Source organism: Cellulomonas sp., assembly GCF_965229465.1.
Taxonomy (GTDB): Bacteria; Actinomycetota; Actinomycetes; order Actinomycetales; family Cellulomonadaceae; genus Cellulomonas.
Genome location: NZ_OZ245882.1, coordinates 3,613,434 through 3,626,745, shown reverse-complemented (window position 1 = coordinate 3,626,745; position 13,312 = coordinate 3,613,434). Strand labels below are relative to the sequence as shown.

Below are 13,312 nucleotides of genomic sequence, written 5' to 3'. Positions count from 1 at the left end.
GGGTGTTCTGGGGTCAGTCTGACGGACGGGTGCGCGAGGGCGTGTCGGTGGCCAGTGCGAGGAAGCGGGCGGCCAGCGCGGCGCCGGTCTCCCCCTCGCGGGCGATGACCAGGACGGTGTCGTCGCCCGCGATCGTGCCGAGCGCGGCCGGCAGGATCGAGTGGTCGATGGCCGACGCGAGGAACTGGGCGGCGCCGGGCGGGGTGCGCAGGACGACCAGGTTGCCGGACGCCTCCGCGGTGACGAGGAGCTCCGCGCAGAGGCGGGCCAGCCGTGCGGCGAGCATCTCCTCGTCGGGGCCGGCCGCGGGCGCGCGCAGACCACCCTCGGCGGGGACGGCGTAGGCGAGCGCACCGGACGGCGTCCGGATCTTCACCGCGCGCAGCTCGACGAGGTCGCGCGAGAGAGTCGCCTGCGTGACGGTGACGCCCTCGGCGGTGAGCAGCTCCGCCAGCTGCTGCTGCGAGTGCACCGTGCCGCGGGTGAGCAGTGACGTGACCAGCGCGTGCCGCGCGGCCTTGGTGTGCGGGACCGTGACGCTCACGTGCCCTCCACCAGCCAGGACAGGAGGGCCTTCTGCGCATGCAGGCGGTTCTCGGCCTCGTCCCAGACCACCGACTGCGGGCCGTCGAGCACCTCGGCGGTGATCTCCTTGCCGCGGTAGGCGGGCAGGCAGTGCAGGACGAGCGCGTCGGGGGCGGCGAGCGCCATCGCGGCGGAGTCCACCCGGAACGGAACGAACGGTGTCTCCCGGAGGGCGGCCTCAGACTCCTGGCCCATCGAGACCCACGTGTCGGTGGCGACGACGTCCACGCCGGTCACGGCCTCGGCGAGCGTGTGCACCACCGACACCGACCCACCCGTGTCCGCAGCGATCGCCGTCGCGTCGGCGAGGATCGACGCGTCCGGGAGGAAGCCCTCCGGAGTGCCGATCCGCACGTGCAGGCCCGCCGTGGCACCGCCGAGCAGGTACGAGTGCGACATGTTGTTGGCGCCGTCGCCGACGTACGCGAGCGTCCGGCCGGCCACTCCCCCGACGCCGCCGCGGTGCTGGGCGATCGTCGCCAGGTCCGCCAGGATCTGGCACGGGTGGAAGCTGTCGGTCAGCGCGTTCACCACGGGGACGCCCGAGAACTCGGCCATCTGCTCGAGCCGGTCCTGGGAGAACGTCCGCCACACGATCGCGGCGACCTGTCGGCCGAGCACCCGCGCGGTGTCCGCGATCGACTCGCGCTCGCCGATCCGCGCGAGCTTCCCGTCGACGCTCAGCGGGAAGCCGCCCAGCTCCGCGATCCCGGCCGCGAACGACACCTGGGTGCGCAGGGTCGGCTTGTCGAAGATGACGGCGACCGCGCGCGGGCCTGTCAGCGGGGTGCGAATGAACCGGTCGTCGCGGAAGGCGAGGGCGAGCTCGAGGACGGCGCGCTGGTCGCGCGGCGACAGATCATCGTCGCGGAGGAAGTGCCGGGTCATGACAGGTCCTCCGGGAGAGCGGTCAGGAAGTCGACGAACGTGCCGGCCTGCTCCGCCGTGAGCAGGAAGGGCGGCGCGAGCCGGACGGTCGTCGGGGTGCACGGGTTGACGATGAACCCGGCGTCGAGCGCACGCGCGGCCACCGCGGCGGCGACCGGTGCGGTGAGCTCGATCCCGATCAGGAACCCCTCGCCCCGCACCTCGCTGACCAGTCCCGCGCCCGCCAGCTGCCCGCGGAACGTGGCGCCGAGCGCGGCGACGTGCGCGAGCAGGCCGTCACGCTCGATCACCGCGATCGTCGCCAGCCCGGCGACGGACGCCACGGGGTTGCCGCCGAACGTCGTCCCGTGCTGACCGCGACCGAGCAGGGTCGCGGTCCGCTCGCCGTACGCGATGAGGGCACCCACCGGGAAGCCGCCGCCGAGCCCCTTGGCCACGGTCACGACGTCGGGCACGATCCCGCCCCCGATGTGTGGGAGCTGGTGGGCGAACCAGGCGCCGGTCCGGCCCATGCCGGTCTGCACCTCGTCGAGGATGAGCAGAGCGCCGTGCTCCGCGGTGAGCCGGCGCGCGTGCGCCAGGTACCCCGGGGGCAGCGGCCGCACGCCGGCCTCACCCTGGAGCGGCTCGAGGAAGAGCGCGGCCACCTTGTCGCCGTCGACCGCGAACGCGGCGTCCAGCGCGGCGGTGTCCGCGAACTGCACGAACTCGACGCCGCCGGGCAACGGCTCGAACGGCTCCCGGTACGCGGCCTTGTGGGTGAGCGCGAGGGCGCCCATCGACCGGCCGTGGAACGAGCCCTCGAGCGCCAGGACGCGCGGCCGGTCCGTGCCACCGTTGCGCCGCGCGAGCTTGAACGCGGCCTCGTTGGCCTCGGTGCCGGAGTTGGTCAGGAACACGCGGGAGCCCGCGGGCGCACCGGCCAGGGCGAGCAGCCGCTCGGCGAACGCGATCTGGGTGGGGCTGCCGAAGAAGTTGGAGACGTGCCCGAGCGTGCCCAGCTGCGCGCTGATCGCCGCTGTGAGCGTCGGGTGCGCGTGGCCGAGCGAGTTCACGGCGATCCCGCCGAGCAGGTCGAGGTAGCGGTTGCCGTCGGCGTCCCACACGTACGCGCCCTCGCCACGGACCAGCACCCGCTGGGGGGCGCCGAAGGTGTCCATGAGGGCGTGGGTGTAGCGGTCGGTCCACTGGGCGACGGAACCGTCCGTGGCGGCCACCGGCAGTGCCGCGTCCGGGGTCTCAGCCGACCGGTGCCGCGCCCGGACGCTCGTGTTCTCGACGGTCATGCGGTCACCTCGGGGTCGTGGGGCACCACGGGGATGGGCGCGGTGAACGGGGCGTCGGCGGGCTCCTCGTCGGGCAGCACCATCGTGCCGATGCCGTCGGAGGTGAACACCTCCACCAGGATCGAGTGGGCCGAGCGGCCGTCGATGACGTGGGCGCGTCCGACGCCGCCCTCGACCGCCCGCCAGCAGGCCTCCATCTTCGGGCGCATGCCGGCGTCCAGCCCGGGGAGCAGCTCCGCGAGCGAGCTGGCGCTGATCCGTCGCACGAGCGACGTCGTGTCCGGCCAGCTGGTGTAGAGACCCTCGACGTCGGTGAGCACGATGAGCTTGCGCGCGCCGAGGGCGACCGCGAGCGCCGCGGCAGCGGTGTCGGCGTTCACGTTGAGCACCTGCGTGGGGTCGTCGAGGTCGGGGGCGACCGTCGACACGACCGGGATGCGGCCGGCGTCGAGGAGGTCCAGGACCGCGCTGGGGTTGACCTTGACCACGTCACCGACCTGGCCGATGTCCACGCTAACGCCGTCGACGATCGCGGTCCGGCGGCGCGCCTGGAACAGCCCGCCGTCCTCGCCCGAGAGCCCCACGGCGTGCGGACCGTGCGCGTTGAGCAGCCCGACGAGCTCGCGCGACACCTGGCCGGTGAGCACCATCCGGACCACGTCCATCGCCTCGGGCGTGGTCACCCGCAGCCCGCCACGGAACTCCGACTCGATGCCCAGCCGGTCGAGCATGGCGTTGATCTGCGGTCCCCCGCCGTGCACGACGACCGGCTTGAGGCCGACCTGGCGAAGGAACACCATGTCCTCGGCGAACGCCCGCTTGAGGTTCTCGTCGATCATCGCGTTGCCGCCGTACTTGACGACGACGAGCGCGCCCGCGAACTTCTGGAGCCAGGGCAGCGCCTCGATCAGGACCTCGGCCTTCTGGTCGGCGCGCAGGTCCGTGCGGGTGTTGAACGTGAAGTCGCTCATGTGGAGTACGCGCTGTTCTCGTGGACGTAGTCGTGCGTGAGGTCGTTGGTCCACACCGTGACCACCTCGGCGCCCGCGTGCAGGTCGATCAGCACGTGGACCTCCCGGTGCGCGGCGAGGTCCACCTCGGAGCGCGGCCGGAAGGCGCCGCCCGCCTTGCACACCTGGACGCCGTTGATCGTGACGTCGAGCTGGGCGGGGTCGAACGCCGCGACGCTCTCCGGGACGGTGCCGACCTGCGCGAGCACCCGGCCCCAGTTGGGGTCGTTGCCGAACATCGCGGCCTTGAACAGGTTGGAGCGGGTCACCGCCCGGGCGACCGCGAGCGCTGCGTCCTGCGTCTCGGCGCCCATCACGGTCACCGCGATGTCGTGCGTGGCGCCCTCCGCGTCCGCGACCAGCGCGCGAGCGAGCTCGCCGCAGACCTGGGTCAGCGCGGCGGTGAAGCCGGCAGGGTCCGGGACCGCGCGGCTGGCACCGGAGACGAGCAGGGTGACCGTGTCCGAGGTCGACATGCAGCCGTCGGAGTCGACGCGGTCGAACGTCTCGGAGGTTGCCGTGCGCAGGGCGGCGGCGGCGGTCTCGGCGTCGACGACGGCGTCCGTGGTGATCACGCAGAGCATCGTGGCCAGGCCCGGTGCGAGCATCCCGGCACCCTTGGCCATGCCCCCGATGGTCCACGCTCCCCGATCCCCGTCGATGTGGAGGTGGGCGGTCTTCGGGACCGAGTCGGTCGTCATGATCGCGACGGCGGCGTCCGGGCCCCCGTCGGAGGACAGCGCCTCCACCGCGACGTCCACGCCCGCGAGGAGCGTGTCGATGGGGAGCCGCTCGCCGATCAGGCCGGTCGAGCAGACGACGACGTCTCCCGGGGAGATCTCCAGGGCGGCCCCGACCCTCTCCGCCGTCGCGTGGGTGTCCTGGAAGCCCTCGGGGCCCGTGCACACGTTCGCGCCGCCGGAGTTGAGGACGACCGCGCTCACGACACCGTCGGAGACCGCCTGGCGGGACCAGACCACGGGGGCGCCGACCACGCGGTTCGTCGTGAACACGGCGGCGGCGGCCTGGGACGGGCCGTCGTTCACGACGAGCGCGAGGTCCGGCCTGCCGGAGGCCTTGAGCCCCGCGGTGATGCCGGAGGCGCGGAAGCCGGCCGCCGCGGTGACTCCGGGCGACGACATGTCCAGGTCCACGGTCACGGTGCGACTCCGTCCAGGGGAAGGCCGAGCGTCTCGGGCAGGCCGAGCGCGAGGTTGAGGGACTGCAGGGCGCCGCCGGCGGTGCCCTTGACCAGGTTGTCGATCGCGGTGACGGTGACGACACGCCCGGCGCGCTCGTCGACCGCCACCTGCACGAGCGCCGTGTTGGCACCCAGCGTCGCAGCCGTCGTCGGCCACTGCCCCTCGGGGAGCAGGTGCACGAACGGCTCGTCGGCGTAGGTCTCCTCCCACGCCGCCCGCACGGTGGCGGGGTCGACGCCCTCGACCAACCGGGCCGTCGCGGTCGCCAGGATGCCTCGGGCCATCGGGACGAGGGTCGGCGTGAACGAGATGGTCACGGCCGACGCTCCGGCCGAGCGCAGGTTCTGGGCGATCTCCGGGATGTGCCGGTGCGTGCCGCCGACCGCGTACGGCTGCGCGGAGCCGAGCGCCTCGCTGGCCAGCAGGTGCGTCTTGAGCGACTTCCCGGCGCCGGAGTAGCCGTTGGCGAGGACCGCCACGAGGTCGGTCGGCCGGATCAGGCCCGCGGCCACCCCGGGCTGGAGGCCGAGCGAGACGGCGGTGACGTTGCAGCCGGGGACGGCGATCCGGCGGGCAGCGCCGAGCACGGCCCGCTGGCCGGCGGCGGTCCGCTCCCCCGCGTGCAGCAGCTCGGGCAGGCCGTACGGCCACGTCCCGGCGTGCGCGCTGCCGTAGAACTGCTCCCAGTCGGCGGCGTCCGCGAGCCGGTGGTCAGCGCCCAGGTCGACGACGATCGCGCCGTCGCCGCGCGCCTCGAGCTCAGCCGCGATCGCACCGCTGGCACCGTGCGGCAGCGCGAGGACGACGACGTCGTGACCACCGAGGGTGTCGACCCCCGTCGGTGCCAGGACCCGGCCGGCCAGCGAGCGCAGGTGCGGCTGGTGGGCACCGAGCAGCGTGCCGGCGTTGGAGTGCGCGGTGAGGGTCCCGATCCGCGCCTCGGGGTGCGCCAGGAGCACGCGGAGCATCTCGCCGCCGGCGTACCCGCTGGCACCCGCGACCGCGACCGTGAACGTCATGTGCATGAACATACACAACACTGCACGAAGATACGAACGCGTTCGCGGGAAGATCGTCGCGCGTCGTCGCGTTGCCGCAACCGTGCGCGCCATCCATGCGACCGCCGCGGGCGGCCCCGACGTCCTTGCCCTCGTCGACCTGCCCGACCCGGAACCGGCGGCCGACGAGGTCCTCGTCCGGGTGGCCGCGGCGGGTGTCAACTTCATCGACACGTACCGCCGCTCCGGCGTGTACCGCGTGCCGTTCCCGCACGTCGTGGGCTCGGAGGGTGCCGGCGAGGTGGTCGCGATCGGCGACGACGTCACCGAGATCGCGGTGGGCGACCGGGTCGCCTGGTCCTCTGCCCCGGGGTCGTACGCCGAGCTGGTGACCGTGCGGGAGTCCAACGCGCTGCTCGTCCCCGCAGGGGTCTCCGACCAGGTCGCCGCCGCCCTTCCCCTGCAGGGCCTCACCGCGCACTACCTCGTCACCTCGACGTTCCCCGTGCAGGCCGGGCACGACGTGCTGGTGCACGCGGCCGCCGGCGGGGTGGGGCTGCTGCTGACGCAGCTCGCGGCACAGCGCGGTGCCCGCGTCATCGCGACCGTCGGCACCGTGGACAAGGAGCGCCTGGCGCGTGAGGCCGGCGCCGCCGAGGTCATCCGCTACCGCGAGCTCGACGACCTCGGCCGTGACCTGCCCGCCGAGGTCCGGGCCCTCACCGGGGGCGCCGGCGTGCACGCCGTCTTCGACTCGGTCGGCAAGGACACGTTCGACGCGTCCCTGGCCTCGCTGCACCGCCGCGGGACCCTCGTCCTGTTCGGCGCCTCGTCCGGTCCCGTCCCGCCCGTCGACCCGCAGCGCCTCAACGCGGCCGGCTCGGTGTTCCTCACCCGCCCCACGCTCGACGACCACGTCGCGACGCGTGACGAGCTGACCTGGCGCGCCCGCGAGCTGTTCGACGCGGTCCGGGCCGGCGAGCTCGACGTGCGGATCGGCGCCACGTTCCCCCTGGCTGACGCGGCCGACGCCCACCGCGCGCTCGAGTCGCGCTCCACCACCGGAAAGGTCCTGCTGCTCCCGTGAGCATCCCCACCCTGAATGCCGTTCGTACCCTTCACGTCGAGGTCTGGTCGGACATCGCCTGCCCGTGGTGCTACATCGGCAAGCGCCGGTTCGCGACCGCCCTCGCCGACTTCCCGCACCGCGACCACGTCGAGGTCACGTGGCGCTCGTACGAGCTGTCGCCGCGCACGCCGGTGGGACCGGGGCGGCCGGAGATCGACATGCTGGCGGCGCTCAAGGGAATCCCGCACGACCAGGTGAAGAAGATGTTCGCGCAGGTCACCGCCGTGGCGGCGGGCGAGGGGCTCGCGTACGACTTCGACCGGTCGCTGGCCGCCAACACCTTCGCGGCGCACCGCCTGGTGCACCTCGCGCGGACGACCGGGGGTGCCGAGCTCGCGGAGCGGACGCTGGAGGCCCTGTTCTCGGCGCACTTCGAGCACGGCGCCGACCTGGGCGACGACGAGACCCTGGTGCGGATCGTCAGCGGCGCGGGCATCGATGAGGAGGTCGTCCGTGCGGCGCTGGCCGGCGACGTCGGCGCCGACGCCGTCCGTGCCGACGAGGACGAGGCGCGCGCGCTCGGCGTGACGGGCGTGCCGTTCTTCGTCGTGGACCGCCGGATCGCGGTGTCCGGCGCGCAGCCCGCGGACGTGTTCACCCAGCTGCTCGAGGCCGGGTGGCGCGAGGCCAACCCGCTCCAGACCCTGGCGACAGCCGACCCCGACGCCGCAGCGTGCGTCGACGACTCGTGCGCGATCTGACGCTCCGCGCGATCACCCCGGCCGACGTCCCCGGGCTCGCCCGGCTCAACGACGACGCGGTCCCGGCGGTCAACGAGCTCGGCCTCGACGGGCTGACCGCACACCTCCCGGAGTGCGACCTGGCTCTGCTGGCCGAGAGCGACGGCCTCACCGTCGGCTTCGTGCTGGCCGTCGCGCCCGGCTCCCCCTACGCCAGCGAGAACTACCGGTGGTTCTCCACGCAGGTCCCCGGCTCGCTCTACGTCGACCGGATCGTCGTGCACCCCGCGGCGCACGGCCGAGGTGTCGGACGCGCGCTCTACGCCGCCGTCGACGCGCGCGCCCGGGAGCTCGGCCTCGGCGTCGTGACCTGCGAGGTCAACCTCGAGCCGCCGAACCCGGAATCACTGGCGTTCCATGAACGACTCGGCTTCGCGCGCGTGGGCGAGCAGGCCACCAAGGGCGGGTCCGTCGTCGTCGCACTGCTGCGCCGCGAGGTCTGAGCACGATCGAGGCCCGCGCCCCCGAGGGGACGCGGGCCTCGGCGTGTGCGATCAGCGCGTGATGACCGGCGCGCTCGTGCTCGGGCTCACGTTCGCGGTGTCGCTCGGGACGAACGTCGCCGTGTACGTGTGCCGGCCCGACGGGACCGTGCCGATCGCGATGCCCAGGACCACGTTCAGCCGCTTGACCACCGTGGTGCCCTCGCGGATCTCGATCGTGCCCGACGGCACCCGTCCGTTGTCGGTGGCGACCGTGGCGATCGCGACCGACGGGATGAACAGGAAGCCGGGCGTGACGGTCAGACCTGTCGTCGTGGTCACCTTCTTGACGACCACCGAGACCGGCGCCGACTCGGAGCCGGTGACCGTGGAGCCACCGGCGTACCGGGCCACCACCGCGTAGGTGCCGGCGGGCGTGGACGACGGCAGCGTCAGCGTGGCCACACCGCTGCCGTTGAGCGTCGCCGTGCCCAGCACCGTGGTGCCGGAGACGAACTGCACCGGGCCGGTCACCGGGACGGCCGCCGTGACCGTCGCGGTGAGCGTCACCCGCGACGACGAGCCGTACACCTGGCTCGACGGCGCCGCCGTGAGCGTGGTGGTCGACGCGGGGATGCTCGCCTCGACGGTGAGCGGGAGCGTCACGGTGGTGCCGCTCGGGCTCGCCACGAGGGTGAGCGTGTGCGCGCCCGCCGCCGTGCCCGCGGGGATCGTCACCGAGACGGCGGCGCTGCCGCCGCTGACCGGAGCGGTCCCGATCGAGGTGCCGTCGAGCCGGACGTCCAGGCTGGTGTTGGCCGGCGAGCCGAGGCTCGTCAGGTCCAGCTTGGTCACCGGGAACGCCAGCGTGTCACCGGCGGTCACCGTGGACGCGACCGTCGGGACCCCGACCGCCTGGCGGGCGAAGTCGGGGGCCAGCCCCGGGTGCGTCTGGAGGTAGCTGATCCAGCCGTCCCGGTCGATCAGGCCGGAGTCGCGCGCGTCCGTGCCCTGCGTGAACACCCGGAAGTTGTCGCCGCCGGTGGTCAGGAAGGAGAACGTGCCGATCCGGTAGCTGGCCGCCGGGTCGATGGGCTGGCCGTTCACCGTGATGGAGGTGATGTGCGACCCCGCCGGCGCCGCGGCGTCGTACGTGTAGGTCACGTTGTCGGACAGCCCCAGCTGCAGGTACGACCGGGACGGCACCGTGCCGTCGGCGAGCGTCTGCCACTGCTGCTCCAGCATCACCTTGAACTGGGCGCCCGTGAGCGACGTGGTCCAGAGGTTGTTGACGAACGGCAGCACGCCGTTGGCCTCGGCCGTGGTCACCACGCCGTCGGGGGCGTAATAGAGCTCGGCGCGCAGACCACCCGGGTTCACGACGCCGATCTCGGCGCCACCCAGGTTCTCCGGTGCGAGCGTGTCCCGCAGCGCGTTGGCCACGAGGTCGCCCAGCGTCGACTCGCTCGCCCGGTCGTCACGTGCGGTCGAGGCGGCCGTGTAGCCGGTCGGGCCGTACGTGCCGCCGGTGAAGGCGGTCGTGATGTCGGCCGAGACCGATCCGACGGGGACCGAGCCGACCGCGCTTGCGTAGGCCAGCGCCGCGGTGACGATCGTGTTCACCTGCGCCACCCGCGGGTACGTGGCCACCAGCTGGGCCGCGAACGCCGCCTCGGTGGTGCCGGTCGGGGCGACCAGACGCGGCACGTTCTGCTGGGTGTGCGCCAGGATCTCACCGGTGCTCGGGTCGACCGTCAGCACGATCTTGCCGATGTACTCGCCGTAGCTGCCGGTCTGGAGGACGGGCCGGGTCTTGCCGGAACCGTCCGGGACGGGCGACTCCCACGCGTACTGCTGGTGGGTGTGCCCCGTGAAGATCGCGTCGACGGACGCCGCGGTCTGGTTGACGATCTTCGCGAAGGCACCGCCCTCGGCCACCTCGTCCTCGAGGGTGCCGTTCGGCATCCCCTCGCTGGCGCCCTCGTGGTAGCTGGCGACCAGGACGTCGGCCTCGCCGTTGGCCTCGTTGCCGTCGCTGAGCTGGGCGGCCACGCGGTTGACGGCGTCGACCGGGTCGCCGATGTCGATCTGCGTGATCCCTCCGGGGCTGACCAGCGACGGGGTCTCCCCCGTCACCGCCCCGATGACGCCGACCGAGACGCCGTCCATGTCGATGATCGAGTACTCGTCCAGCGCCGGCGTCGTGGTGCCCTTGAGGTAGACGTTCGCCCCCAGGTAGTCCCACTTCGCGTTGGTGCCGCCCGCGATCACGCGGTCGGTGAGGTCCTGGTACCCCTTGTCGAACTCGTGGTTGCCCACGGCCGACGCGTTGAGCTCCAGGGCGTTGAGCACGTCGATCGTCGGCTGGTCCTGCTGGACGGCCGAGGCGAACAGGGACGCGCTGATGTTGTCGCCGGCCGAGACGAACGCGACCGGGCCGCCGGCGGCGACTGCTGCCGCCTTCTCCTTCTCGACCGTGCCCGCGAACTTCACGGTGTTGGCGTCGATGCGGCCGTGGAAGTCGTTGATGTCGAGCAGTGTGAGGTTGACCGGCTTCGCGGCGCCCTCGACCAGCCCGACGACCACCGGGTCGTGGTCGGAGGAGCGGTAGACGTCCGGGGCGTAGTAGAGCGTGCCGTGGTAGTTGTACCGGTCGTACTCGAGCGCGATGGACTCCTCGGCGTTGATCTCCCAGATGTCCGCACCGGTGGCCCGCGCCATGCCGGCCTCGTTGAGCAGCACGTGGTCGAGCGAGCCGGACAGGCCGCTGAACGAGTACGAGAACTGGCCGTCGGCGAGCGCTGTGGCCGCGTCGGTGTACCCGGCGTCGTACAGCGTCTGGAGCGGGTCCTCCAGCGTGTAGGAGTTGAAGTCGCCGATCAGCGCGACAGCCTGGGCGTCGCCCTGGACGGTGGGCACCCAGTCGCGCAGTGCCTGCGCCTGCCGGACGCGCGACTCGTTCGAGGCGCCCTGCCCGTCGCCGGCGTCGGCGTCACCGGGCCACGGACCGGCCGACCCCTTCGACTTGAAGTGGTTTACGGCGACGAAGAACGGCTTGCCCCCACCGACCGGCGTGAACACCTGGCCGATGGGCTCACGCGCGTTGCCGAACGCCTGGTCGTCCCCGCTCTGGGTGCCCAGCGCGCGGGACTCGCCCGTGCGCTCGACGGCGGCGGGCTTGTAGATCAGCGCGTTCGTGATGACGTCCTGACCGGCGGCCGGCGGCAGCTCGGTCGACGACGGGACGTACGCCCAGACGGTGGAGCCGGCCGCCGCGTTCAGCGCGGAGACGAGTGTGCCGAGCGCCTCGTCGGCGACACCGTCCACCTTGGCCGAGTTCTCGATCTCCAGCAGGCCGACCACGTCGGCGTCGAGCGCGTTGATGGCGGCGACGATCTTGTCCTGCTGGCGCTGGAGGTCGGCCGGGTCCCACGCACCGCGCGGGTCGCAGCCCGTGTTGACCGTGACCGGGTCCCCGGTGCGGTCGTTGTACGAGGTGCAGCCGGCCGTGGTGGCGCCGAGGGTGGTGAAGTAGTTGAGCACGTTGAACGACGCGACCTTCAGGTCACCGCCCACGGCCGACGGGGCGGCCGTGCGGTCGTTCTCGAACGTCACGGCCGCCGGGCCGGGGACCGTCGGGTTGAGCTTCCAGACGTTGTTGCGGAAGTCGACGACGACCGGTGCGGTGATCGTCGCTGCCGCGCCCACGCGGACCGGGTTGGTCAGCGAGACGTACGGGGGCGTGAGGCCCGAGTTCGCCGCCGAGAGGAAGTTGGTGGACGACCCGTCGTCGAGCACGACCCCGCGCGCGGAGTTGTCGACGACCGCAGCCAGCGCCTCGGGCGAGCCCGGGCGGCCCACCTCGGTGGGCTGGAGCAGGGGCAGCGTGCCGGCAGCGAGGCCGACCTCGCCGTACTGGTTGGTGGAGAACGTGTTGCTGATGGTCAGGGCGCCGGTCGGCTGGAACAGCATCGACTCGAGCGCCTCGCGCGCCGCGTCGGTCGTCGGCCACGTGCCCGACACCGGCGTCACCGCGGCGGCTGCCGGCAGCGGGACCAGGTCGGCGGCGGCCGAGACGGTGATCTCCGTCAGGCCGTTGAACTCCGAGACCACACCGGTCACCTGCACGTGGTCGCCGATCGCGACCGCGCCTGCCGTGGCCGACGAGAAGACGAAGACCGCGTCGGACGCACCGGGCGTCCCGTCGGTCGTGCCGCCCGAACCGGGCGTCTGGAGCACGTAGCCGTTCAGCCCACCCGTCGGGTAGGCCGCGGTGACGACGCCGTCCGTGATGACGGTCCGGCCGGACAGGGGCGACGTCGCGCCCGTCCCCTGAACCTCAGCGATGGTGGCGGCGACCGGCGTGACGGGGCCGGGGGTGCCCGCGACGCCCGGCGTCGGGGTGGCCGCGGCGAAGTCGGCCGCGTTGTTCGCGGTGTTCGTGAGCAGCCCGTCGCGGGTGACCGACTGGCTGTTCGAGGCGCCGAGGGCGGGGCCGCTGCCGGCGAACGCGTTGGCGGTCGCGCCGTAGCCGACGAAGTCCACCACCGGGTCGCTCGTGGGGCACGTCGCGGGTGCGCAGGTCAGGGCGGTGGCCGAGTTCACCAGGGCGACCTTGCCGGCGGTGCCGCTCATGGCGATCGTGCCGGTGACGTTCCCGGTCACCGGGGTGGTGCCGCCGGTGCCGGCTGCCTCCACCACCACGAACGCGGCGCCGGGCTGGATGACCCCGGTCAGCGGCGTGACGAGGGTGGGGCCGAAGGAACCCGTGGCCGACGCGTACTGGACCGACCAGCCGGTCATGTCGACCGGAGCGCTGGTCGGGTTGACCAGCTCGATGAAGTCGTTGATGTACGTGGCGCCGCTGTTCCCACCGCCGCCGTACACCTCGTTGATCAGGATGCGCGGGCTGGTGCCCACGCCGGCGTGGGCGGCACCGGCTGTGACCACCGCCCCCGTCACCGCCAGAGCGAGGGCGGCGATGCCCCCGCTGATCGACTTCGTCGCACGGCGCACGTCGGGCTCACTTTCGTCGGGAGAACGCAAAAGCGG

General features: G+C 73.0%; 10 protein-coding genes. 3 read left to right on the top strand and 7 right to left on the bottom strand.

Features of this window, described 5'->3' with window-relative positions; translation table 11 throughout:
• Positions 1–13: 13 nt before the first annotated feature.
• From ACO06A_RS17150 to argC, 6 genes are read right to left on the bottom strand one after another with little or no spacing between them, the layout of a single operon-like run.
• On the bottom strand, positions 14–544 hold the full coding sequence (locus ACO06A_RS17150; RefSeq protein WP_056093530.1) for an arginine repressor: 531 nt from the start codon (positions 542–544) through the stop codon (positions 14–16).
• Complete coding sequence (gene argF / locus ACO06A_RS17145) at positions 541–1,473, bottom strand: ornithine carbamoyltransferase (protein WP_421733403.1); 933 nt, start codon at positions 1,471–1,473, stop codon at positions 541–543. The genes ACO06A_RS17150 and argF overlap by 4 nt, the downstream gene beginning before the upstream one ends.
• Complete coding sequence (locus ACO06A_RS17140; protein ID WP_421733402.1) at positions 1,470–2,759, bottom strand: acetylornithine transaminase; 1,290 nt, start codon at positions 2,757–2,759, stop codon at positions 1,470–1,472. The genes argF and ACO06A_RS17140 overlap by 4 nt, the downstream gene beginning before the upstream one ends.
• Entirely contained in the window at positions 2,756–3,730 is a 975-nt protein-coding gene (argB, locus tag ACO06A_RS17135) for an acetylglutamate kinase (RefSeq protein ID WP_421733401.1), read from the bottom strand. The genes ACO06A_RS17140 and argB overlap by 4 nt, the downstream gene beginning before the upstream one ends.
• Positions 3,727–4,911 carry a bifunctional glutamate N-acetyltransferase/amino-acid acetyltransferase ArgJ gene (gene argJ / locus ACO06A_RS17130; RefSeq protein WP_421736087.1) on the bottom strand — a complete coding sequence of 395 codons (1,185 nt, stop codon included), beginning with the start codon at positions 4,909–4,911 and terminating at the stop codon, positions 3,727–3,729. Before argJ ends, argB begins: the two co-directional genes overlap by 4 nt.
• Positions 4,912–4,925: 14 nt before the next feature.
• Positions 4,926–5,990: an N-acetyl-gamma-glutamyl-phosphate reductase gene (gene argC, locus ACO06A_RS17125; RefSeq protein ID WP_421733399.1), complete on the bottom strand. Its 1,065-nt coding sequence runs from the start codon at positions 5,988–5,990 to the stop codon at positions 4,926–4,928.
• An 82-nt stretch (positions 5,991–6,072) separates the two neighbouring features.
• On the opposite strand from argC, the gene ACO06A_RS17120 reads away from it, so the two are divergent.
• Genes ACO06A_RS17120 through ACO06A_RS17110 form a run of 3 tightly spaced genes read left to right on the top strand, consistent with a single transcriptional unit; the run spans position 6,073 to position 8,281 of the window.
• Positions 6,073–7,056 (top strand): quinone oxidoreductase family protein, encoded by a 984-nt coding sequence (locus tag ACO06A_RS17120; protein WP_421733398.1) that lies wholly within the window; start codon positions 6,073–6,075, stop codon positions 7,054–7,056.
• On the top strand, positions 7,053–7,799 hold the full coding sequence (locus ACO06A_RS17115) for a DsbA family oxidoreductase (RefSeq protein WP_421733397.1): 747 nt from the start codon (positions 7,053–7,055) through the stop codon (positions 7,797–7,799). Before ACO06A_RS17120 ends, ACO06A_RS17115 begins: the two co-directional genes overlap by 4 nt.
• Positions 7,787–8,281, top strand: coding sequence for a GNAT family N-acetyltransferase (locus tag ACO06A_RS17110; protein ID WP_421733396.1), 495 nt, complete (start codon positions 7,787–7,789; stop codon positions 8,279–8,281). The genes ACO06A_RS17115 and ACO06A_RS17110 overlap by 13 nt, the downstream gene beginning before the upstream one ends.
• 51 nt (positions 8,282–8,332) lie before the next feature.
• Here ACO06A_RS17110 and ACO06A_RS17105 read toward each other — a convergent pair whose 3' ends face one another.
• On the bottom strand, positions 8,333–13,276 hold the full coding sequence (locus ACO06A_RS17105; protein WP_421733395.1) for an ExeM/NucH family extracellular endonuclease: 4,944 nt from the start codon (positions 13,274–13,276) through the stop codon (positions 8,333–8,335).
• Between the last annotated feature and the right edge of the window lie 36 nt (positions 13,277–13,312).

Excerpts from the sequence above, each read along its gene's own strand:
- argB (WP_421733401.1), bottom strand. The coding sequence starts at position 3,730 with ATGAGCGACTTCACGTTCAACACCCGCACGGACCTGCGCGCCGACCAG.
- ACO06A_RS17140 (WP_421733402.1), bottom strand. The coding sequence starts at position 2,759 with ATGACCGTCGAGAACACGAGCGTCCGGGCGCGGCACCGGTCGGCTGAG.
- argF (WP_421733403.1), bottom strand. The coding sequence starts at position 1,473 with ATGACCCGGCACTTCCTCCGCGACGATGATCTGTCGCCGCGCGACCAG.
- argC (WP_421733399.1), bottom strand. The coding sequence starts at position 5,990 with ATGACGTTCACGGTCGCGGTCGCGGGTGCCAGCGGGTACGCCGGCGGC.
- argJ (WP_421736087.1), bottom strand. The coding sequence starts at position 4,911 with ATGTCGTCGCCCGGAGTCACCGCGGCGGCCGGCTTCCGCGCCTCCGGC.